At 71.1% G+C, this 21,194-nt stretch carries 19 protein-coding genes; 11 read left to right on the top strand and 8 right to left on the bottom strand.

Annotated features, from left to right (window positions below; translation table 11 throughout):
- Window positions 1–99 precede the first annotated feature (99 nt).
- The 4 genes from O1G22_RS05785 to O1G22_RS05770 all read left to right on the top strand — a co-directional run bounded on the left by O1G22_RS05785 (window position 100) and on the right by O1G22_RS05770 (window position 3,086).
- Window positions 100–672, top strand: coding sequence for a TetR/AcrR family transcriptional regulator (locus tag O1G22_RS05785; protein WP_270080302.1), 573 nt, complete (start codon window positions 100–102; stop codon window positions 670–672).
- 133 nt (window positions 673–805) lie between these two features.
- Window positions 806–1,486, top strand: coding sequence for an ABC transporter permease (locus O1G22_RS05780; RefSeq protein WP_270080301.1), 681 nt, complete (start codon window positions 806–808; stop codon window positions 1,484–1,486).
- Window positions 1,483–2,154, top strand: coding sequence for an ABC transporter permease (locus O1G22_RS05775; protein WP_270080300.1), 672 nt, complete (start codon window positions 1,483–1,485; stop codon window positions 2,152–2,154). The genes O1G22_RS05780 and O1G22_RS05775 overlap by 4 nt, the downstream gene beginning before the upstream one ends.
- The gene (locus tag O1G22_RS05770) at window positions 2,151–3,086 is read left to right on the top strand and encodes an ABC transporter substrate-binding protein (protein ID WP_270080299.1); all 936 of its coding nucleotides are present in this window, start codon (window positions 2,151–2,153) and stop codon (window positions 3,084–3,086) included. Before O1G22_RS05775 ends, O1G22_RS05770 begins: the two co-directional genes overlap by 4 nt.
- Before the next feature lie 8 nt (window positions 3,087–3,094).
- Here the strand turns inward: O1G22_RS05770 and O1G22_RS05765 are convergent, their stop codons facing one another.
- The 8 genes from O1G22_RS05765 to rhaI all read right to left on the bottom strand — a co-directional run bounded on the left by O1G22_RS05765 (window position 3,095) and on the right by rhaI (window position 13,181).
- Window positions 3,095–4,249, bottom strand: a complete 1,155-nt coding sequence (locus O1G22_RS05765; protein ID WP_270080298.1) for an ABC transporter ATP-binding protein — start codon at window positions 4,247–4,249, stop codon at window positions 3,095–3,097.
- A gap of 64 nt (window positions 4,250–4,313) precedes the next feature.
- Window positions 4,314–5,306, bottom strand: a complete 993-nt coding sequence (locus O1G22_RS05760) for a zinc-dependent alcohol dehydrogenase family protein (RefSeq protein WP_270080297.1) — start codon at window positions 5,304–5,306, stop codon at window positions 4,314–4,316.
- A gap of 88 nt (window positions 5,307–5,394) precedes the next feature.
- Window positions 5,395–6,045, bottom strand: coding sequence for a LutC/YkgG family protein (locus tag O1G22_RS05755; protein ID WP_270080296.1), 651 nt, complete (start codon window positions 6,043–6,045; stop codon window positions 5,395–5,397).
- Window positions 6,042–7,520 carry a LutB/LldF family L-lactate oxidation iron-sulfur protein gene (locus O1G22_RS05750; RefSeq protein ID WP_270080295.1) on the bottom strand — a complete coding sequence of 493 codons (1,479 nt, stop codon included), beginning with the start codon at window positions 7,518–7,520 and terminating at the stop codon, window positions 6,042–6,044. Before O1G22_RS05750 ends, O1G22_RS05755 begins: the two co-directional genes overlap by 4 nt.
- Window positions 7,517–8,272: a (Fe-S)-binding protein gene (locus O1G22_RS05745; RefSeq protein ID WP_270080294.1), complete on the bottom strand. Its 756-nt coding sequence runs from the start codon at window positions 8,270–8,272 to the stop codon at window positions 7,517–7,519. Before O1G22_RS05745 ends, O1G22_RS05750 begins: the two co-directional genes overlap by 4 nt.
- 88 nt (window positions 8,273–8,360) lie before the next feature.
- Window positions 8,361–9,809 (bottom strand): rhamnulokinase, encoded by a 1,449-nt coding sequence (locus O1G22_RS05740; RefSeq protein ID WP_270080293.1) that lies wholly within the window; start codon window positions 9,807–9,809, stop codon window positions 8,361–8,363.
- Window positions 9,806–11,845 carry a bifunctional aldolase/short-chain dehydrogenase gene (locus O1G22_RS05735; RefSeq protein WP_270080292.1) on the bottom strand — a complete coding sequence of 680 codons (2,040 nt, stop codon included), beginning with the start codon at window positions 11,843–11,845 and terminating at the stop codon, window positions 9,806–9,808. Before O1G22_RS05735 ends, O1G22_RS05740 begins: the two co-directional genes overlap by 4 nt.
- A 169-nt stretch (window positions 11,846–12,014) precedes the next feature.
- Window positions 12,015–13,181: an L-rhamnose isomerase gene (gene rhaI, locus O1G22_RS05730; RefSeq protein WP_270080291.1), complete on the bottom strand. Its 1,167-nt coding sequence runs from the start codon at window positions 13,179–13,181 to the stop codon at window positions 12,015–12,017.
- A gap of 274 nt (window positions 13,182–13,455) precedes the next feature.
- Between rhaI and O1G22_RS05725 the strand changes: the two genes are divergently transcribed.
- The 7 genes from O1G22_RS05725 to O1G22_RS05695 all read left to right on the top strand — a co-directional run bounded on the left by O1G22_RS05725 (window position 13,456) and on the right by O1G22_RS05695 (window position 21,096).
- Window positions 13,456–14,970: a sugar ABC transporter ATP-binding protein gene (locus O1G22_RS05725; protein ID WP_270080290.1), complete on the top strand. Its 1,515-nt coding sequence runs from the start codon at window positions 13,456–13,458 to the stop codon at window positions 14,968–14,970.
- A 91-nt stretch (window positions 14,971–15,061) separates the two neighbouring features.
- A complete protein-coding gene (locus tag O1G22_RS05720; RefSeq protein WP_270080289.1) occupies window positions 15,062–16,132 on the top strand; it encodes an ABC transporter permease in 1,071 nt (356 codons plus the stop codon).
- The gene (locus O1G22_RS05715; protein ID WP_270080288.1) at window positions 16,125–17,132 is read left to right on the top strand and encodes an ABC transporter permease; all 1,008 of its coding nucleotides are present in this window, start codon (window positions 16,125–16,127) and stop codon (window positions 17,130–17,132) included. Before O1G22_RS05720 ends, O1G22_RS05715 begins: the two co-directional genes overlap by 8 nt.
- 13 nt (window positions 17,133–17,145) lie before the next feature.
- Window positions 17,146–18,225: a rhamnose ABC transporter substrate-binding protein gene (gene rhaS, locus O1G22_RS05710; protein ID WP_270080287.1), complete on the top strand. Its 1,080-nt coding sequence runs from the start codon at window positions 17,146–17,148 to the stop codon at window positions 18,223–18,225.
- Between the two features lie 17 nt (window positions 18,226–18,242).
- Window positions 18,243–18,563 carry an L-rhamnose mutarotase gene (locus tag O1G22_RS05705; protein WP_270080286.1) on the top strand — a complete coding sequence of 107 codons (321 nt, stop codon included), beginning with the start codon at window positions 18,243–18,245 and terminating at the stop codon, window positions 18,561–18,563.
- A 14-nt stretch (window positions 18,564–18,577) separates the two neighbouring features.
- Window positions 18,578–19,990, top strand: a complete 1,413-nt coding sequence (locus O1G22_RS05700) for a BNR repeat-containing protein (protein ID WP_270080285.1) — start codon at window positions 18,578–18,580, stop codon at window positions 19,988–19,990.
- Window positions 19,991–20,070: 80 nt separating this feature from the next.
- Entirely contained in the window at window positions 20,071–21,096 is a 1,026-nt protein-coding gene (locus O1G22_RS05695) for a LacI family DNA-binding transcriptional regulator (RefSeq protein ID WP_270080284.1), read from the top strand.
- Window positions 21,097–21,194 lie beyond the last annotated feature (98 nt).

The following is a 21,194-nucleotide window of genomic DNA, read 5'->3' as shown; positions in this document are numbered from 1 at the left end:
CGGGTGTCCGGGCTCCTATCTAAGCGCTTGTTCAGCATCCCTGTCACGTGTATACACCGATCGGTTTCCTCGTTGTCCGCGCCGCGGTAACCTCGCCGTATGGCCACCACCGACAAGGCGTCCTCCCGCGACCGGCTGCTCGACGCCACCGCCGAACTCTCCTACCGCGACGGCGTCGGCATCGGCATCGAGGCACTGTGCCGGCAGGCGGGCGTCTCCAAGCGGTCGATGTACCAGCTCTTCGACAGCAAGGACGCGATGCTGGCCGCGAGCCTGGAGCGGCGCGCCGCGTGGTACGAGGCCCAGCTCGCCCACCCCCACCCGGAGACCGCGACCCCGCGCGAGCGCATCCTGCACGTCTTCGAGCAGGTGACGAAGGCCGCCGCGGACCCCGACTACCACGGCTGCCCCTACCTGGCCGTCCTCGTCGAGCTGAAGGACCCCGGACACCCGGCGAGCGTCGTCGCCCGCGGCGTCAAGGACCGTCTGACGCGGACCTTCCGCACCGAGGCGGAGCGCGGCGGCGCCCGCGACCCCGAACTCCTGGCCCGCCAGCTCGTGCTCGTCTTCGACGGTGCGAGCGCGCGGGCCGGCGCGAAGGTGGAAAACCTGGCGGACGGACTGGCCGTGACGACGGTGACAGCGCTGATGGACGCGGCCGGGATGGCTTGACCGTGAGGGGCCGCCGGTCGTCTCCGGGTCCGTCGTGGCTGATCGCGCAGACGACCGCGCCCCTTCGGGGTGCTGCCCCCGTACGGCCCAACCCGACGCGGCCCCCTGATCTCCCTCCCGGTCCAATGAAACGGTGACCACCCCGCCGCACGACTGCCTCGCGCGCAACGACTGGATCTGCGGCGCCTACCTGACCACGCGCCGGCAGATCCTGCTCGACGCGGTCGTCCAGCACGTCCGGCTGACCGCCCTGTCGGTGCTCATCGGACTGGTCGTCGCCGTGCCGCTCGCGGTGCTGGCGCGCCGCTGGGGCTGGGCGGCCGGGCCCGTGCTCGCGGTGACGACGATCCTCTACACCATCCCGTCCCTGGCCATGTTCTCCCTGCTGCTGCCGGTCTACGGCCTGTCCGCCGGCCTCGTCGTCGCCGGACTGGTGCTGTATTCGCTCACCCTCCTGGTCCGGAACATCCTCGCGGGCCTGCGCGCGGTCCCGGAGGAGACCCGGCAGGCGGCGCGCGGCCTCGGCTACGGCCCGGTCCGGCTGCTGCTCACCGTGGAGCTGCCCCTCGCCCTGCCCGCCGCGATGGCCGGGCTGCGCATCGCCGCCGTCTCGGCGGTCTCCCTGGTCACGGTCGGCGCGATCGTCGGCTTCGGCGGCCTCGGGAACCTCATCTACGCGGGCATGAACACCTACTTCAAGGCGCAGGTGCTCACCGCGTCCGTGCTGTGCGTGCTGATCGCCGTCCTCGCCGACCTGCTGCTGCTCGGTGTGCAGCGGCTGATCACCCCCTGGACCCGGGCGGGCCGGTCATGAGCACGCTCGCCGCCGCCTGGCACTGGCTCACCGACCCCGCGCACTGGTCCGGCGACGACGGCATCCGGCACCGGCTGCTTCAGCACCTCGTCCTCACCGTGGTCTGTCTCGCCGTCAGCTGTGCGATCGCGCTGCCGGTCGCCCTGGTCCTCGGCCACCTCGGCAAGGGCGGCGCGCTCGCCGTGAACGTCTCCAACGCCGGCCGGGCCGTGCCCACCTTCGCCGTCCTGGTGCTGCTGCTCCTCACCCCGGTCGGCAGGTGGGGCGAGGGTCCGACGGTGGTGGCCCTGGTGCTGTTCGCCGTCCCCCCGCTGCTCACCAACGCCTACGTCGGCATGCGCGAGGTCGACCGCAGCGTCGTGCGGGCGGCGCGTGGCATGGGGATGACGGGGCGGCAGATGCTGCTGCGCGTGGAACTCCCGCTGGCGCTGCCGCTGGTCCTGACCGGGGTCAGGATCGCCGCCGTCCAGCTGGTCGCCACCGCCACCATCGCCGCGCTCGCGGGCGGCGGCGGCCTCGGCCGGATCATCACCGCCGGTTTCAACCTGGCCAGCACGCCCCAGGTGGTCGCCGGCGCGATCCTGGTGGCCGTGTTCGCGCTCGTCGTGGAAGGGGCGTTCGAGGTCGCCGAACGGCTGGCGCCGGCGCGTGTCCGGGGCGGCCGATGAGAAGAGCCCTGCCGGCCGTCGCCCTCCTCACCCTCACCGCCTGCACCACCGGCCCCGCCCTGGAGAACCGCGGCGAGGTCACCGCACCGCCCGGCGACAGCCACCACCTCACCATCGGCTCGGCCGGCTTCACCGAGAGCGACCTGCTCGCCCAGATGTACGCCCAGCTGCTGAACCGGGCCGGCTACCGGACCTCGATGATCACGGTCGCCAACCGGGAACTGTACGAACCGGCGCTGGAGTCCGGCCAGATCGACGTCGTGCCCGAGTACGCGGCCACCTTCGCCGACTGGCTGAACGCCAAGGCCCACGGCGCCGACGCCGAGCCCGTCGGCTCACCCGACCTCGGCAGGACGATGAAGGCGCTGCGCCGCCTGGCCGCACCCCGGGGTCTCACCGTCCTGCCGCCCGGCCGGGCCGTCGACCAGAACGCCTTCGCCGTACGCGCCGACTACGCCCGCGAACACCGCCTGCGGACCCTCGCCGACCTGGGCGCCTCGGGGCTGCGGGTGCGGCTCGCGGCGGGCGACGAGTGCGTCCGACGGCCGTACTGCGCACCGGGGTTGAAGAAGGTGTACGGCATCGACATCACCGGTGTCGATCCCAAGGGCGTCGGCACCACTCAGGCCAAGCGGGCCGTGCAGGAGGGCCGGGACCAGATGGTGCTGACCACCACCACGGACGCCACCCTGGACTCCTTCGGCCTGGTCCTGCTCGCCGACGACAGGCATCTGCAGAACGCCGACTACATCGTCCCGGTCGTCAACCGCGCGCGGGCGGGCAGCGAGAGCGTGGCGAAGGCGCTCGGCAAGCTCAACGACGTCCTCACCACGGCCGACCTGGCGGCAATGAACCAGCAGGTCGACAGCTGGCGCCGGCTGCCCGCCGACGTGGCCCGTACCTATCTGAAGGAGCAGGGCCTGCTGCGCTGACCGCGGGATCAGGCGTCCGACACCGAGTCGAACGGCACCTGTCCGCGCGCCACCCCCCGCGCGTCCGCGTCCACCGAGCGGCGCAGCGCCTCGTGCAGCTTCGCCGGGGTGAGCACGCCGAGGAAACGCGCGCCGTCCAGGACCGCGACCCACCCGGCGTCGTACTGGAGCATCACCCCGAACGCCTGCTTCAGCGGCGCGCCGACCGGCACCCACGCGGTCATCCGGTGGGTGTGGTCCCCGACCGTGCCGCCCTCCGCCAGAGCCTCGATGCCGACCCAGCCGTGCAGGTCGCCCTGGCGGTCGAGGACGACCGCCCAGCGTGCGTCCTCGGCCCGCAGCCGCTCCCGGGCCCGGTCGGCCGGCTCGTCCGGCCGGGCCACCGGTGGCTGTTCCAGATCGTCCGGCTCGACCGCGGTGACCGACAGCCGCTTCAGCCCCCGGTCGGCGCCCACGAAGGAGGCGACGTACGGCGTGGCGGGTGCCCCCAGCACCGCGCCGGGCGTGTCGAACTGCTCGATGCGCCCCTGCCCGTACACGGCGATCCGGTCGCCGAGCCGGACGGCCTCCTCGATGTCGTGGGTGACCAGCAGCACCGTCTTGCGCACCGCGGCCTGCATGCGCAGGAACTCGTCCTGCAACTGCTCGCGCACCACCGGGTCGACCGCGCCGAACGGCTCGTCCATCAGCAGCACCGGCGGATCCGCGGCGAGCGCCCGCGCCACCCCGACCCGCTGCCGCTGCCCGCCGGACAGCTGTTCGGGGTAGCGCGGGCCGTATGTCGTCGGGTCGAGCCCGACCAGTTCGAGCAGCTCGGCCGCCCGCGCCCGGGCTCTGGCCCGCTGCCAGCCGAGCAGCGCGGGCACCGTCGCGGTGTTGTCGAGGACGGTGCGGTGCGGGAAGAGGCCCACCTGCTGGATGACATAGCCGATCCGGCGGCGCAGCCGCACGGGGTCGACGCCGGCGATGTCCTCGCCGCCGACGAGGATCCGGCCGGAGGTCGGTTCGATGAGCCGGTTCACCATCATCATGGTCGTCGTCTTGCCGCAGCCGGACGGCCCGACGAGCGTGACCAGCTCGCCCTCGGCGACCTCGAAGGACAGGTCGTCCACGGCCGTCGTACCGTCCGGATACCGCTTGGTGACCTGCTCGAACCGGATCATTCCCCCACGCTAACGGCGCTGTCCGAGCCGTGCTCGCCGGTGCGGCGGAACGGGGCATGCCTCGTCAGACGGTCACGACGATCTTGCCGAACTGCTCGTTCGACTCCAGGTACCGGTGGGCCGCCACGATGTCCTGGAGCGGGAAGAGCCGGTCCACGACCGGCCGCAGCATGCCGGTGCGCAGCCCGGCGGTGATGAACGCCTTCGCGCGCCGCAGCCGCGCGGGATCGCGGGTGATCTCCAGCATGGTGAACGTCCGCATGTTCAGCGCCGGCATGTTCAGTTCGAACCCGGGATACGGCGTCGGCTGCCCGCTCTGTGCGCCCCACAGCAGCAGTGTCCCGTCGGCCGCCACCGCCCGGGCCAGCTCCGTCACGCCCGGTCCGGCCACGGCGTCGAGGACGAACTCGGCGCCCCGGCCGCCGGTCAGCTCGCGCACCCGGCCGGTCACGTCCTCCTCGTCGGAGACGATCACCTGCGCGGCGCCCGCTTCGAGCAGCCGTTCCCGCTTGGCCCGGGTCCGGGTGACGGCGATCGGCGTGGCGCCGAGCCGGTTCGCCGTCTGGATCGCGGCCAGCCCGAGGCTGCTGGAGGCCGCGTTCACGACCGCCACGTCCGCCGCCCGCATTCCGCCGGTCTCCGCCATCGCCCCGTACGCGGTGAGGTACGGCATCCACACGGCGGCCCCGGTGACCGCGTCCACCCCGTCCGGCCGGGGCACGAGCGCGGCGGCCGGCACCAGCGCCCGCTCGGCGTACACCCCGTAGTCGTTGGGGGAGAAGCTGGGCAGCACGCTCACGGCCTGGCCGACGTCGAGACCGGTCACGTCCGGTCCGAGCGCCTCCACCACTCCGGAGGCCTCGTTGCCCAGCCGCGCGGGAAACCGTTTCACCGGCTCGATGTAGACGTCCCGGCGGAACAGGGCCTCCGCCCGGTTGAGTCCGATCGCCTCGATGCGCAGGCGCACCTCCCCGGGACCCGGCTCACCCGGTTCCCGTTCCTCCAGCCGCAGCACCTCGGGCCCGCCGGCCTCGTGGAAGCGCACCGTCTTCGCCATCTCGACTCCCCCTGCTCGCTCGGTGATCACGGACCACTCTGCGAGAAAGTTCGATTGCTGTCAAATTTTGATGGCTGTCGTAATCAAGTCATGCGGCCCCACTGACCAGGATCACCTCCAGCGTGCGCGGACCGTGCACCCCCTCCACCCGGTCCAGCTCGATGTCACTGGTGGCCGACGGACCAGAGATCCACGTCAACGGGCGCGTCGGATCGAGCCGTTCGAGGGCCTGCGGCACGGAGGAGACGACCTGGTCGGGGACGCGTACGACACAGATGTGGTGGTCCGGGATCAGCGAGATGCGGCGCCGGCCCTGGTCGGGGGAGCCGTCCAGGACGATCGTGCCGGTCTCGGCGATCGCCACCGCACACCCCGTCACCACACTGCCCACCCGGTCCAGTTGCTGCGGCGTGCTCGCCGCCCGGTCGTGGATCCACACCGGGTCGGCGGCGGCCAGCCAGTCCGGCGGCAGCCCGGGCGGCACCAGCATCTCCTGCGAGCCACGCCGGGCGAGCAGCCGCATGACGAGCATCCGCACGTCGTCGGCGTCGGCGCGGTGCACGATCGCCCGGTAGTCCGCCAGGTTCTCGGCCAGCAGCTCCACCGTCTCCTCGGTCGTACGGTGTCCGTGCTCGCGCAGATAGCCCCGACCCACGGCCTCCTCGTACGGCCGCCCGTCCGGTGTCACATCGGCGAGCGCCCGCCGGATCCGGCCCAGCACCCGTTCCCTGCTGCTCACTTGGAAGTGTCCTTTCCGCCGTGGGTGCGCTGCCACCAGTCCCGGAAGGGCTCGGCCGGCACCGGCGGCAGATCCCGGGTGCCGGTCCAGGCCCGGCCCGGGCCCGGCAGGGTGCGGGGATGCAGCCTGCGGGTGCGGGAGGCGAGGCGCTGGCCGGTGCGCAGGGCGGCGGGGTGGGCCAGCGCCCAGCGGGCCGCCCGTACGGCCGCACGCTCGGCCGCATGCCCCTTGGCCGGTTTCAGCAGCACCCGGTTGCCCTGCCGTACCGCCGGACCGCCCTCGGCCACCCGCTCCCGCAGGTGTACCAGCACCTCCGGGATGTCGATGGCGACGGGACAGACCTCGTAGCAGGCCCCGCACAGACTCGACGCGTACGGCAGCGAGGCGTCGATCTCGCTTGCCGTGCCCCGCAGTTGAGGACTCAGGATGGCGCCGATCGGGCCCGGGTAGACCGAGCCGTAGGCGTGCCCGCCCGCGCGCTCGTAGACCGGGCAGACGTTCAGGCAGGCCGAGCAGCGGATGCAGCGCAGGGCCTGGCGGCCGACGGTGTCGGCGAGGGTGTCGGTGCGGCCGTTGTCGAGCAGCACCAGATGGAAGGTGCTCGGGCCGTCGCCGTCGGTCGTCCCGGTCCACATGCTGGTGTACGGGTTCATGCGCTCGGCGGTGGAGGAGCGGGGCAGCGTCTGCAGGAACACCTCCAGGTCCCGCCAGGACGGCACCACCTTCTCGATGCCCACGACCGAGATCAGCGTCTCGGGCAGGGTCAGGCACATCCGGCCGTTCCCCTCGGACTCCACGACCACGAGCGTGCCGGTCTCGGCGACCATGAAGTTGGCGCCGGAGATGCCGACCTTGGCCCGCAGGAACTTCTCCCGCAGATGCAGCCGCGCGGCCTCGGCGAGTTCGGCGGGCGTGTCGGTCAGCCCCTCGGGGGCCGGCCGGCCCCACGTGCCCATCTCCTCGGTGAAGATGTCCCGGATCTCGCCCCGGTTGCGGTGGATGGCCGGGACCAGGATGTGCGAGGGCCGGTCCTTGCCCAACTGCACGATCAGCTCGGCGAGATCGGTCTCGTAGGCCCGGATGCCCGCTGCCTCCAGGGCCTCGTTGAGCCCGATCTCCTGGGTGGCCATCGACTTGACCTTGACGACCTCCGACTCACCGGTCGCCCGGACCAGATCGGTCACGATCCGGTTGGCCTCCTCGGCGTCGGCCGCCCAGTGGACCGTACCGCCCGCCGCGGTGACCGACTCCTCCAACTGCTCCAGATACCGGTCGAGATGGCGCAGCGTGTGGTCCTTGATGCGCCGGCCCGCCTCCCGCAGCTCGGCCCAGTCCGACAGCTCGGCCACCGCCCTGGCCCGCTTGGCACGGATGGTGTGCGTGGCGTGCCGGAGATTACCGCGCAGGGTCGCGTTGCCGACGGCCTCCCGGGCCGCCTCGGGAAATGCCGGCATGCCGACGAACGTCCCGCTCATACGGCCGGTTCCTCCTCCGTGCTCGCCAGGATCTCCGCGATGTGCACCGGCCGCATGGCCGTGCGCAGCCGGCTCATCGTGCCGCCGATGTGCATCAGACACGAGTTGTCGGCCGCGCACAGCACCTGCGCGCCCGTCGACTCGGCGGCGCGCACCTTGTCCGCGCCCATGGCGGCCGAGACATCAGCGTTCTTCAGCGCGAAGGTGCCGCCGAACCCGCAGCACTCCTCGGCCCCCGGCAGCTCCACCAGCTCAAGGCCCTTGACCGCCTCCAGCAGCCGGCGCGGGCGGTCGCCCAGACCGAGACCGCGCAGCCCGTGACAGGTCGGATGGTAGGTGACCTTGTGCGGGAACCAGGCCCCCACATCCGTCACGCCGAGCACGTCCACCAGGAACTCCGTCAGCTCGTACGTCTTCGGCACCACCGGCGCCAGCGTCCGCGCCAGTGAGTCCCCGCGCCCCTCGGCGCGCGCCCGCTCGCCCATCCGGGGATACAGCTCCCGCACCATCGCCGCGCACGAACCGGACGGGGTCACGATCGCCTCGTACCCGCCGAAGACATCGGAGAAGTGCCGGGCCAGCGGCTCCGTCTCATGCCGGTACCCGGTGTTGTAGTGCGCCTGCCCGCAACACGTCTGGGCCATCGGGAAGTCGACGTCGACGCCCAGCCTGGTCAGCAGTTTCACCACGGCCCGGCCGGTGTCCGGATAGAGCGTGTCGTTGACACAGGTCAGGAACAGGGCGACACGCATCGCGGCTCCTCGGGGTCGGTCATCGGACGAGTGCAGGGTAGTCGGCGCATACCGCCGAGGGGAGGGGGCGACTCACCGCGCGGCGCTCTCACCGCGCGGCGAGCCGGGCCTCGGCCGCCCGCCAGCGGGCCTCGTCGCCGCGCGGCGCGTACCGGGTCAGCGGCTGGGTCCGGGTGAGCAGCCGGCGCATCGCGGCGAGATCCCCGGCCAGGCCGTGGGCGCGGGCCTGCACGAGGACATTGCCGAGGGCCGCCGCCTCCGTCGCCCCGGCCACCACGGGCAGCCCGCAGGCATCGGCCGTCAGCTGGCACAGCAGCGCGTTGCGGGTCCCGCCGCCGACGATGTACACCACGTCCACCGGGTGGTCGGCCAGCCGCTGCGCGTCCGCGACGGCCCGACGGTGGGCGAGCGCGAGGGAGTCGAGGATGCACCGGGTGATCTCACCGCGCGAGGAGGGCACCGGTTGTCCCGACGCCCGGCACGCCGCGGCGATCCGCTCCGGCATCCGGCCCGGCGCGAGGAACGCCTCGTCCCCGGCGTCCACCACCGAGCGCAGCGCCGGCGCCGTGCCCGCCTCGCGCAGCAGCAGCCCCAAGTCGGGCTCGTCCCAGGCGCGTTGGCACTCCTGGAGCAGCCACAGCCCCATGATGTTGCGCAGATACCGGACGGTGCCGTCCAGGCCCAGCTCATTGGTGAAGTTCGCGGCCCGGCTCTCCTCGGTGAGCACCGGAGCGGTCAGCTCCAGCCCTGCCAGGGACCAGGTGCCGGTGCAGATGTAGGCGAATCGCTCACCGGCCGCCGGCACGGCCGCCACCGCGGAGGCCGTGTCGTGCGAGCCGACGGCCGTCACCGGTACCGGCCCGGTCAGCCCCGTCTCCTCCAGCACCTCCGGCCGCAGCACCCCCGCCGGATCCCCTGGCTGCCGCAGCGGCGCGAACAGCCCGAGGTCGATGCCCAGCCGCTCGGCGACGCCGTGCGACCACGTCCGGGTCCGGGGATCGATCAGCTGTGTGGTGGAGGCGTTGGTCAGCTCCGTGCCCTGCTCACCGGTCAGCCAGTACGTCAGCAGATCGGGGATGAGCAACAGCCGCTCTGCGTAGGACAGTTGCTTCGACGCCCGGGCGGCGGTGAGCTGGTAGAGGGTGTTGAACGGCGCGTACTGGATGCCGGTCGCGGCGTACAGCTCCTCGGCCGGCACGGTGGCCCACACCTTCTCGGCGACCCCCTCGGTACGGGCGTCGCGATAGTGCACCGGGTTGCCCAGCAAGGCCCCGTCGGCATCCAGCAGACCGTAGTCGACGGCCCAGCTGTCGATGCCGACGGAATCCACCTGCCCGGCCGCCCGCAGCCCGTCCAGGACACCGCCGTACAGCGCGAGCACGTCCCAGCGCAGCCCCTCCGGGACGCGCACCGGCCGGTTCGGGAACCGGTGCGCCTCGGTCAGCTCCACCGAGTCCGGGCCCAGGGAGCCGACCATCACCCGCCCGCTGGAGGCGCCGAGATCGACGGCGGCGTACGACTTCACACCCGCGCTCATCGCAGGAAAGCGGCCGCCACACCCGCGTCGACCGGGATGTGCAGCCCGGTGGTGTGCGTGAGGTCTCCGCCCGTGAGCGCGAACACCGCGCCCGCGACATGCTCGGGCAGGACCTCCCGCTTGAGGATGGTCCGCTGCGCGTAGAACTCGCCCAGTTTCTCCTCCGGCACCCCGTACACCGCGGCCCGCTGCGCACCCCAGCCGCCGGCGAAGATCCCGGACCCGCGCACCACCCCGTCGGGGTTGACCCCGTTGACCCGGATCCCGTGCTCACCCAACTCGGCGGCCAGCAAGCGCACTTGATGCGCCTGATCGGCCTTGGTGGCGGAGTACGCGATGTTGTTGGGCCCGGCGAACACGGCGTTCTTGGACGCGATGTAGACGATGTCCCCGCCCAGCTCCTGCGCGATCATCACCCGCGCCGCCTCGCGCGACACGAGGAAGGACCCGCGGGCCATGATGTCGTGCTGGAGGTCCCAGTCCTTCACGGACGTCTCCAGCAGCGGCTTGGAGATGGAGACACCGGCGTTGTTCACGACGAGGTCGACCCCGCCGAACGCGAGCACGGCCGCCCGGAACGCGGCGGCGATCTGCTCCTCGTCGGTGACGTCCACGGTGACGGCGACGGCCTTGTCGGCCCCGCCCAGCTCCTGTGCGACGGCCGCCGCGGTCTCCCCGTTCAGATCGGCGACGACGACACACGCCCCCTCGTCGACGAGCCGCTGCGCGATCGCCTTGCCGATCCCGCTGCCGGCGCCGGTGACGAGCGCGACGCGGGTCGCCAGCGGCTTCGGCTTCGGCATCCGCTGAAGCTTGGCCTCCTCCAGCGCCCAGTACTCGATCCGGAACTTCTCCGACTCCTCGATGGGCGCGTACGTCGAAACGGCCTCGGCGCCCCGCATCACATTGATGGCGTTGACGTAGAACTCGCCGGCCACGCGGGCGGTCTGCTTGTCCTTGCCGAAGGAGAACATGCCCACGCCGGGGATCAGCACGATCGCCGGATCGGCACCGCGCATGGCGGGGGAGCCGGCGGTGGCGTGCCGCTGGTAGTAGGCGGCGTACTCCTCCCGGTACGCGGCGTGCAGCTCCTTCAGCCGGGCGACGGCGTCGTCGAGGGGAGCGGTCGCCGGCAGGTCGAGCACCAGCGGCCGTACCTTCGTCCGCAGGAAGTGATCGGGACAGGAGGTGCCGAGCGCGGCGAGCCGGGGGTGCTCGGCGCGGGCGAGGAAGTCGAGGACGACATCGGAGTCGTCGAAGTGACCGACCTGCGGCCGGTCCTGGGAGGCGAGGGCCCGCACATACGGCGCGAGTGCCGCCGCCCGCTCCCTCCGCTCGCCGTCGGCCGGCGCCTCGTACCCCGCCACGACGGGCCCGAAGGGCTCCGCCCTGCCACGCTCGGCGAGGAACTCCTCGGCCGTGCGGATGATGTGCAGCGAATTGCGCTCGCACTCCTCGGAGCTGTCGCCCCAGGCAGTGATCCCGTGCCCGCCGAGCACACACCCGATGGCCTGGGGATGCTCCTTCTTGATCGCGGCGATGTCGAGCCCCAGCTGGAACCCGGGCCGCCGCCACGGCACCCAGACCACGCTGTCCCCGAAACACTCGGCGGTCAGCTTCTCCCCGTCGGCCGCACAGGCGAGCGCGATACCGGAGTCCGGATGCAGATGATCGACGTGCGGGGCGTCCACCAGCCCGTGCATGGCGGTGTCGATGGACGGCGCCGCCCCGCCCTTGCCGTGCAGACAGTAGTCGAACGCGGCGACCATCTCGTCCTCACGCTCGACCCCCGGATACACATCGACGAGCGCCCGCAACCGGTCCACCCGCAACACCGCGAGCCCTGCTTCGGTGAGGGTGCCGAGATCACCGCCCGATCCCTTGACCCACATCAGCTCGACGTCACCACCGGTCACCGGATCGGTTTCGACGCCTTTCGCGGAGGCGTTGCCGCCGGCGTAGTTGGTGTTACGGGGATCGGAGCCGAGCCGATGGGAGCGGGCGAGGAGGGCGGCGACTTCGGGGTTGGTGGTCATGAGTACGGTTCCTTTTCAAAAGAGAGGGGGACAGGCAGAGGCGCGGGGCTGTATCGATGTGCGGCTCCGCAGCGATGGGGGTCCCCCTGTTCGAGCGAAGCCGAGAACTTGGGGGAGCGACCAGCCACATGCGGCCCGCACCCCGGGGACAACAGAAGACGGCAGACGCTTACGCGCCCCAGCCGGCCTGCTGCCCCCCGACTCGCTCAGCGACAATCCTCTCGGCCCACCCGGACCGGGCATACGCGGCGAGCGGATCCGGGTCCAGCCCCATCTCCTCCCGCACCTCACGCAGCAACGGCCGCACATCCGTGTTGTACGCGTCCATCAGCACGGCATTGGCGCCCAGCACATCCCCTGCGGCCTGGGCCTCGGCCAACGCCGTCCGGTCGACGAGCAGTGCCTTCGCCGTGGCCTCCTGCACGTTCATCACCGACCGGATGATCGCCGGAATCTTCGCCTCGATGTTGTGACACTGATCGAGCATGAACGCGACCCCGGCCCCGGCCGAGAACCCGCCCCCGCGCACCACCTCGTACATGATCCGGAACAGCTGGAACGGGTCGGCGGCCCCCACCATGAGGTCGTCGTCGGCGTAGAACCGCGAGTTGAAGTCGAACCCCCCGAGCTTCCCCTCCCGCAGCAGCGTGGCGACGATGAACTCGATGTTGGTCCCCGGCGCGTGATGCCCGGTGTCGACCACGACCTGCGCCTTCGGTCCCAGCTTCAGACAGTGCGCGTACGCCGTGCCCCAGTCCGGCACGTCGGTGGTGTAGAACGCCGGCTCGAAGAACTTGTACTCCAGCAGCATCCGCTGCCCCTCGCCCAGCCGCTCGTACACCTCGGCCAGCCCCTCGGCCAGCCGGTCCTGCCGGGCCCGGATGTCGTCCTGGCCGGGATAGTTCGTCCCGTCGGCGAACCACAGCTTGAGATCGGCGGAGCCGGTCGCGTCCATGATGTCGACGCACTCCAGCAGATGATCGACGGCCTTCCTGCGCACCGCCGCGTCGGGATGGCAGATGCTGCCCAGCTTGTAGGCGTCGTCCTGGAAGGTGTTGGAGTTGATCGCGCCCAGCCTCAGTCCGCGCTCCTCGGCGTACTTGGCCAGCGCCGCATAGTCCTCGACCTTGTCCCACGGGATGTGCAGGGCGACGGTCGGGGCCACGCCGGTGAACTCGTGCACCTTGGCCGCGTCCTGGAGTTTCTCCCAGGGATCGCGGGGCACGCCGGCCTGGGCGAACACCTTGAAACGGGTCCCCGAGTTTCCGTACGCCCACGACGGCGTCTCGACGGCCTGGGTCTTGAGCGCGGCCTTCACCGCGGCGAGGTCGGTCACTGCAGGGCTCCTGGGTGAGGTCGGTCGGAACGGCAACGCATGTGAAACGATTCAGAATCGCAAGCTAGGGGCCCCTCCAAAGGGTGTCAAGCGTTCCAGCCAACCCATCTTTCCGTGACCGCGCCGTGACCTTGGGCTATCGAAATTTTTTCGATACGGACCCATTGACGTGACATGGCTGTGGTGCCTACGGTCCCGGCAATCCAGTTGAAACCTTTCACGACGCCGATGAGGGCCTTGCGGCCGATCTGCCGGTGTCGTCGAGGAGCCTCACATGACCCACCCGCCTGACACGGGACCGGCGCCGCTGCTGGCGCTGAAGGGCGTCTCCAAGTCCTTCGGTGCCGTACGCGCCCTCAGGGACGTCTCCCTGGAGCTGCTGCCCGGCGAGGTGCACGCCCTTGCCGGAGAGAACGGCGCGGGCAAGTCGACGCTGATCAAGACCCTCGCCGGAGTGCACCGGCCGGACACCGGCCGGGTGCTGCTCGACGGCGAGCCCGTCGTCTTCCACGGCCCCGGCGACGCCCGCGACGCCGGCATCGCCGTCATCTACCAGGAGCCCACGCTCTTTCCCGACCTGTCGATCGCCGAGAACATCTTCATGGGCCGCCAGCCCCGCAGAGCCCTCGGCCGGATCGACCACAAGGCCACCCGCGCGGCCACGGCCGCCCTGATGAAACGGCTCGGCGTCGATCTCGACCCCGACCGCCCCGCCCGGGGACTGTCCATCGCCGACCAGCAGATCGTGGAGATCGCCAAGGCGCTCTCCTTCGACGCCCGGGTCCTGATCATGGACGAGCCGACCGCCGCCCTGACCGGCAGCGAGGTCGCCCGCCTCTTCGGTGTCGTCCGCACCCTGAGCGAACAGGGCGCCGCCGTCCTGTTCATCTCGCACCGCCTGGAGGAGATCTTCCGGATCTGCGACCGGGTGACCACCCTGCGGGACGGCGCCTGGATCGCCAGCGAGTCCCTCGACGGCATGACCGAGGACGACCTGGTCCGCCGGATGGTCGGCCGCGACCTGGACGAGCTGTACCCGAAGCAGGAGGTCACTCCCGGCGAGCCCGCGCTCACCGTGCGCCGGCTGACCCGCGAAGGCGTCTTCACCGATGTCTCCTTCGAGGTGCGGCGCGGCGAGATCGTCGGTCTCGCCGGACTCGTCGGCGCCGGCCGCACCGAGGTGGCCCGCGCGGTGTTCGGGGTCGACCGGTGGGACGCGGGCGAGGTCGAGGTCGACGGACGCCGGCTCACCAACGGCGCGCCGTCCACGGCGATGGCCGCCGGACTCGCCCTCGTCCCCGAGGACCGGCGCGCCCAGGGCCTGGTGATGGACATGTCCATCGAGCGGAACATCGGCCTGACCGGGCTGCGGTCGACCGTGAAGGCCGGCCTGATGGACCGGGGCGCCGAACGCAGCCGCTCGCTGGACTGGGCGGTGAAGCTCCAGGTGAAGTACGCCCGGATCGCGGACGCCGTCTCCACGCTCTCCGGCGGCAACCAGCAGAAGGTCGTCCTCGCCAAGTGGCTCGCCACCGGCCCGAAGGTGCTCATCGTCGACGAGCCGACGCGCGGGATCGACGTCGGTACGAAGGCCGAGGTGCACCGGCTGCTGTCCCAGCTCGCCGCCGACGGGGTGGCGGTGCTGATGATCTCCTCCGACCTGCCCGAGATCCTCGGCATGGCCGACCGCGTGCTGGTGATGCACGAGGGCCGGCTCACCGCCGAGATCCCCCGCTCCGAAGCCACCGAGGAAACCGTGATGGCCGCAGCCACCGGGAGGGCCGCGTGAGCGACGCACGTGCGGCCGCCGGGCCGCAGACAACGACGATGGCCGCACCTCTGCGCCGCGCGGGCGGAGAAGCGAACGAAAGGAGAGGGGCATGACGGCCACCACACCGGAGCAGACCCCTCTCTCCGAGGCCCACCGGGCCGACGGGACCCGGCTGGTCGACCGTGTGTTCAAGATGCGTGAACTCGCCATCCTCGTCGTCTTCCTGGTGATGATCGCGGTCACCCAGGCGGGCAACAGCGAGTTCCTGTCCGAGCAGGGCATCAAGGACCTGCTGCTGAACGCCACGATCCTGGTGCTGGTCGCCACCGGCCAGTCCCTCGTCGTCATCACCCGCAACGTCGATCTGTCCGTCGGCTCCACGCTCGGCATCAGCGCCTTCGCCGCCGGCACCTATCTGCACGGCGGCGGGAACCCTGTCGTCGCGATCCTCCTCGCCGTACTGCTCGGTATCGGCTTCGGGCTGCTCAACGGGCTGCTGGTCAGCCTCGGGCAGGTGCCCGCGCTGGTCGTCACGCTCGGCACCCTCTACATCATCCGGGGCGTCGACTCCATCTGGGTCGGCTCCCGGCAGATCACGGCGGCCGACCTGCCGGGCGGCTTCGTCGACTTCGGCTCCGGCGGAGTCTCCGCGATCCCCTGGCTCGCCATGATCGCGCTCGTCGTCCTCGTCGCCACCGCCTATTACCTCAAACACTTCGGCAGCGGACGGGAGTTGTACGCTCTCGGCTCCAACCCCGAGGCCGCCCGGCTGGCCGGCATCCCCGTGCGCAGGCGGATCCTGGCCGCGTACACCTTCTGCGGCGCGCTCGCCGGACTCGCCGGGGCGATGTACCTGGCCCGGTTCGGCAACGTCGACTCCGGTACCGGAAACGGCTACGAACTCACCGTCGTGAGCGCGGTCGTGGTCGGCGGTGTCGTCTTCACCGGCGGCTCGGGCAGCGTCTACGGGGCAGCCCTCGGCGCCCTGCTGCTCACCTCCGTCAACAGCGTGCTGCCCGCGCTCGGCGTCAGCTCGGTGTGGGTGCTCGCCATCAACGGCGTCCTGCTGCTCCTCGCGATCGCCGTCGACCGGATCGTCGCGCTGCGGGTGGCCGCCGCCCTGAAGAAGAAGTCGGACCGGCACAAGACCGCTCTGCCGAAGGAGAACGCCGGTGTCTGAGTCACTGACCCGCGCCGTCCGCTGGGACACGGTTGTCGGCGCACTCCTGGTCGTCCTGTTGCTGCTGTCGTTCGGATGCGTGGACGGCTTCGGCAACTCCCTCAACCTGTCCTTCCTGATCGGCAACACCCTGCCGATCGCGCTGGTCGCCCTGCCGATGACCCTGCTGGTCGTCTCCGGCGAGATCGACCTGTCGGTGGCGTCCACGGCCGGGCTGTCCGGCGCGGTGATGGGCAAGCTCTGGAACCAGGGCATGACCATCGAGACGATCATCCCGCTGTGCCTGCTGCTGGGCGTGGTGTGCGGGCTGGTCAACGGGCTGCTCGTCACCCGGCTCGGGCTGCCCTCCCTCGCCGTCACCATCGGCACCCTCGCCGCCTACCGGGGCATCGCACAGATCGTGCTCGGCTCCGACGCGGTCACCGACTTCCCCTCCCAGTACCTGAACTTCGCCTCCGGCCGGCTCGGGAACACCTTCCTGCCCCAGGCGTTCCTGCCCTTCGTGGTGCTGCTCGCCATCGCCGTGGTCGTCCTGCACGCCACCCCGTTCGGGCGGTCGCTGTTCGCGGTCGGGGCGAGCGAGGAGGCCGCGCGGTTCGCCGGTATCCGGGTCAAGCGGACCAAGCTGGTGCTGTTCGTGGCCACCGGCTTCATGTCGGCGCTCACCGGCGTGTTCTGGGCGCTGCACTACGCCAGTGCCCGGTACGACAACGCGACCGGGCTCGAACTCTCCGTCGTGGCCGCCGTGCTGCTGGGCGGCATCGACTTCGACGGCGGCAGGGGCACGCTCGGCGGGGCCGTCGCCGGGGTGTTCCTGCTCGGGGCGCTGCAGAACGTGATGAGCCTGCTGAACGTCTCCGCGCAGTCGCAGATCGTCGTCACCGGTGTGCTGCTCGTCGTCTCCGTGCTCGGCCCCCGGGTCGCGCGCCAGATCTCCGTCGCGAGGGCGGGCCGTAGAGCGGCCTCGAATCCGACCTCGTCACCCGTTCCCTCCTCCTGAAGGACCCCCTCCCATGCGCAAGCCGTCCCTCCGCCGCACCTGCGCCGCCCTCGCCGCGGGTACCTCCCTCGCCCTCGCCCTCACCGCCTGCGGCGGCACCACCAAGAACGACGTCAAGAACGACAACAACGCGGCCGCCTCCGCCGGCAAGGCCGACCCGAACGCCGCCACCAAGAAGGGGCTCACGGTCGGCTTCCTGCCCAAGCAGGTGAACAACCCGTACTTCACCACCGCCGACAAGGGCGGCGAGAAGGCGCTCACCGAACTCGGCTCGAAGTACAAGGAGGTCGGTCCCTCCAGTGCCACCGACACCGCCGGGCAGGTCAGTTACGTCAACACGCTCACCCAGCAGCAGGTGAACGGGATCGCCGTGTCCGCGCAGGACCCGGGAGCGCTGTGCACCGCGCTCAAGCAGGCCATGAGCAACGGCATCAAGGTCGTCACCTACGACTCCGACACCAGCCCCGGCTGCCGCAATGCCTTCGTCTCGCAGGCGTCCGCCGAGGACCTGGGCCGTACCGAGGTGCAGTTGCTCGCGCAGCAGATCGGGTACAAGGGCGAGATCGCGATCCTGTCGGCCGCGCAGACCGCGACCAACCAGAACACCTGGATCGGCTACATGAAGGAAGAGCTGAAGGACCCCAAGTACAAGAACGTCAAGCTCGTCAAGATCGCGTACGGCAACGACGACGCCCAGCAGTCCTTCCAGCAGACCCAGGGCCTGCTGCAGGAGTACCCGGACCTGAAGGGGATCATCTCCCCGACCACCGTCGGCATCAAGGCGGCGGCACAGTACCTGTCCGGCTCCAAGTACAAGGGCAAGGTCAAGCTGACCGGCCTCGGCACGCCGAACGACATGCGCACCTACGTCAAGAACGGCACCGTCGACGCCTTCGAGCTGTGGGACCCGGCCAAGCTCGGCGACCTGGCCGCCCGGACCGCCGTCGCCCTCGCCTCGGGGCAGATCACCGGCAAGGAGGGCGAGACCTTCCAGGCCGGCGGGGCGTCGTACACCATCGGCAAGGACGGCGTGATCTCCCTGGGCAAGCCGACCGTGTTCGACGCGAAGAACATCGACCAGTTCAACTTCTAGCAGAACGGGGGCTGTTGATGCAGCGCGTGTGTTTCCTGCTGAAGGTCCGGGCGGACCGCCTCGACGAGTACCGCGAGCGGCACGCCGCCGTCTGGCCGGACATGCTCGACGCCCTGAAGGCGACGGGCTGGCACAACTACTCGCTCTTCCTGCGCGAGGACGGCCTGCTCGTCGGCTATCTGGAGACCGAGGACTTCGCCGCCGCCCAGGCCGGCATGGAGGCCACCGACGTCAACGCCCGCTGGCAGGCCGAGATGGCGCCGTTCTTCGAGTCGTTGGACGGCGCCCGGCCCGACGAGGCCATGAAACCGCTCACCGAAGTCTTCCACCTCGCCTGACCTGGAGAGCACCCATGAGAAGACGCACTGTCCTGGCCACCGCGCTCGCGGCGGCGGTGGCCGCCCCGGGCACGGCACGGGCGGCCACCCCCGGCCCGTCGGTCACCGAGCGGGGCAGCACTCGACTCGACGCCCAGGCCGTCTACTTCGTCTCCTACGACGGCCTGGTCAACAACAACTCGTTCCAGAAGAACGGGCTGCTGACCTACAAGGGCTACCAGTACGCGGTCTGGTACACCGCCACCCGCAACGCCGTCGTCGCCCGCCGCGTCCTGGGCGGATCCACCTGGTCCACGGTCACCCTCTCCCATCAGCTCAAGAGCGACGATTCCCACAACGTCATCTCCATGGGCGTCTCCAAGGCCGACGGCCGGCTGCACCTGAACATGGACTCCCACAGCAACGGCTACTTCTACGTCAAATCGGTCGCGGGGCTCATGGACACCCCCGCGTCGACCGCCTGGACCTCGTCCGTCTTCGGCGCCGTACAGACCTCCCTCGACGGGCTGGCCCTCACCTCCCAGTTCACCTACCCGCAGTTCATCGCCACCCCCGAGGGCAGGCTTCAGCTCAGCTACCGGGCCGGCATCTCCGGCAACGGCCGCAACGCGCTGGCGGAGTACGACGGTTCGACCTGGGCGGCGCTGGGGGAGTGGACCAGCTCGACCGGCACCTACACCAGCGAGCACGGCTCCAGCACCGCCCGCAACATGTATCTGCACGGCATCGACTACGACGTGAACGGCCGGCTGCACGCCTTCTTCACCTGGCGGGAACAGAACGCCGCCGTGATGTGCAACAGCGGCGGCATCACCAACCACGACACGGGCTACGTCTACTCCACCGACCGCGGCCGCACCTGGCGCAACGACGCGGGCACCGTCGTGGGCACCACGGGCGGATCCGACACCGTGGCCGTCACGGACAGCGGGCTCGTGGTGGATCCCCTCAACCCCGACCACTCCCTGATGAACCAGGAGAGCCAGTTCACCGACTCGGCCGGCCTCCCGCACGCGATCATCAGCTACGTCCCCGGCCGCTTCGGCCAGTGCACCACGGACTACGTCGCCGACCGTACGGCGAGCGGCCGCGCCTTCCACGTCCGCAAGAACGCCGCGGGCACCTGGCAGAAGACCGAGATCCCCGTCCCGCTGAACTCCAGCCAGCGCACCAAGCTCGTCCTCGACCGCTACGACAACGCCTACGCGGTGTTCCCGTACGGACGCATCGCCGGTGCCTCGAAGGCCTCCGGCTACACGGACTGGGCACTGCTGTACGACGGCAGCGACCTGAACGCCTTCGGCGAGGTCGTGATCGACGAGACGCGGATCGCGCAGGACGGCGTGCTGTCGTTCATGTACCAGGAGAAGTCGACCGGGACGACCCCCTCGGCGCTCCACGTGGTCGACTTCGCTCTGCCCGTCTGACCGGTCGGGGCCGGGCAGGGCGATGACGGTAATGTGAAGCCCTGCCCGCCGCCCCTTGTTCACCTGGAGGTCCTCGCCCGATGACCCAGTCGGTGGGTATCAAGGACGTCGCCCGCGCCGCCGGAGTGTCGGTGGGCACGGTGTCGAACGTCATCAACCGCCCGGACACCGTCGCCAGTGAGACCCGGGCCCGGGTGCTGTCCGCGATCGACCGGCTCGGCTATGTCCGCAGCGAGTCCGCGCGTCAGCTGCGCGCCGGCCGCAGCCGGATCATGGGCCTGCTCGTCCTCGACATGGGCAACCCCTTCTTCGTGGACGTGGCGCGCGGCGCGGAGCGGGCGGCCCGGGAGGCGGGGGTCGGCGTGATGGTCTGCAACAGCGCACAGAACGCCGCCGAGGAGGCCGAGTACCTCTCCCTGTTCGCCGAGCAGCGGGTGCGGGGCGTGCTGCTCACCCCGGCCGACGCCACCGGCCGCAACATCGAGACCTTCCGCCGGCACGGCATCCCGTTCGTGCTGGTCGACCGGGTCGCCGAGGGCACCACCGAGTGCTCCGTCTCCGTGGACGACGTCGCCGGCGGCGCCCTCGCCGTGCGCCATCTGGTGGACGCCGGACACCGCTCGATCGCCTACGTCAGCGGGCCGCCCGGCCTGAACCAGGTCCGCGACCGCCGCACCGGCGCGCTGAACGCGCTCGCCGAGGCCGGCCTCGGCCCCGAGGCGCTGCGCGAGCTGCCCACCGAACGCCTCGACGTGGCCGCCGGCCGGGACGCGGGCGCCCGCCTGCTCGGCCTCGCCGACCGCCCCACCGCCGTGTTCTGCGCCAACGACCTGCTCGCCCTCGGCGTGCTCCAGGCCATGTACGCGGCGGGCGTGACCGTCCCGGACGACCTGGCGATCGTCGGCTACGACGACATCGAGTTCGCGGCGGCGGCGGCCGTACCACTGACCTCCGTACGGCAGCCTGCCGTCACCATGGGCGCGCTCGCCGCCGAGCTGCTGCTGGAGGAGACCGAGGAGGGCGAGGGCAAGCGGGCGCACGAGCACCGGCGCGTGGTGCTCCAGCCGGAGCTGGTCGTGCGCCGCTCCAGCCTCGCCGCGCGCTGACCCGAGGGTCAGTAAGAAACGGTGATCCCCGGACTCGGCTCGCGCCCCGGTCATGTGCTGAACTGGGTCGCGTCCGTACCGTCCGTCCCGGGAGCCCC

Origin of the sequence: Streptomyces camelliae (assembly GCF_027625935.1) — a bacterium.
GTDB lineage: Bacteria > Actinomycetota > Actinomycetes > Streptomycetales > Streptomycetaceae > Streptomyces > Streptomyces camelliae.
Note: the sequence above shows the minus strand (reverse complement) of the source record. Positions and strands in the feature narration are given on the sequence as shown.

What these genes read in the sequence shown, in the direction of transcription:
- O1G22_RS05725 (WP_270080290.1), top strand. Translation starts at nt 13,456, where the DNA reads ATGACCCACCCGCCTGACACGGGACCGGCGCCGCTGCTGGCGCTGAAG.
- O1G22_RS05785 (WP_270080302.1), top strand. Translation starts at nt 100, where the DNA reads ATGGCCACCACCGACAAGGCGTCCTCCCGCGACCGGCTGCTCGACGCC.
- O1G22_RS05760 (WP_270080297.1), bottom strand. Translation starts at nt 5,306, where the DNA reads ATGGCGAAGACGGTGCGCTTCCACGAGGCCGGCGGGCCCGAGGTGCTG.
- O1G22_RS05735 (WP_270080292.1), bottom strand. Translation starts at nt 11,845, where the DNA reads ATGACCACCAACCCCGAAGTCGCCGCCCTCCTCGCCCGCTCCCATCGG.
- O1G22_RS05745 (WP_270080294.1), bottom strand. Translation starts at nt 8,272, where the DNA reads ATGCGTGTCGCCCTGTTCCTGACCTGTGTCAACGACACGCTCTATCCG.
- O1G22_RS05695 (WP_270080284.1), top strand. Translation starts at nt 20,071, where the DNA reads ATGACCCAGTCGGTGGGTATCAAGGACGTCGCCCGCGCCGCCGGAGTG.
- O1G22_RS05765 (WP_270080298.1), bottom strand. Translation starts at nt 4,249, where the DNA reads ATGATCCGGTTCGAGCAGGTCACCAAGCGGTATCCGGACGGTACGACG.
- O1G22_RS05740 (WP_270080293.1), bottom strand. Translation starts at nt 9,809, where the DNA reads ATGAGCGCGGGTGTGAAGTCGTACGCCGCCGTCGATCTCGGCGCCTCC.
- rhaS (WP_270080287.1), top strand. Translation starts at nt 17,146, where the DNA reads ATGCGCAAGCCGTCCCTCCGCCGCACCTGCGCCGCCCTCGCCGCGGGT.
- O1G22_RS05705 (WP_270080286.1), top strand. Translation starts at nt 18,243, where the DNA reads ATGCAGCGCGTGTGTTTCCTGCTGAAGGTCCGGGCGGACCGCCTCGAC.
- O1G22_RS05770 (WP_270080299.1), top strand. Translation starts at nt 2,151, where the DNA reads ATGAGAAGAGCCCTGCCGGCCGTCGCCCTCCTCACCCTCACCGCCTGC.
- O1G22_RS05700 (WP_270080285.1), top strand. Translation starts at nt 18,578, where the DNA reads ATGAGAAGACGCACTGTCCTGGCCACCGCGCTCGCGGCGGCGGTGGCC.
- O1G22_RS05720 (WP_270080289.1), top strand. Translation starts at nt 15,062, where the DNA reads ATGACGGCCACCACACCGGAGCAGACCCCTCTCTCCGAGGCCCACCGG.
- O1G22_RS05750 (WP_270080295.1), bottom strand. Translation starts at nt 7,520, where the DNA reads ATGAGCGGGACGTTCGTCGGCATGCCGGCATTTCCCGAGGCGGCCCGG.
- O1G22_RS05775 (WP_270080300.1), top strand. Translation starts at nt 1,483, where the DNA reads ATGAGCACGCTCGCCGCCGCCTGGCACTGGCTCACCGACCCCGCGCAC.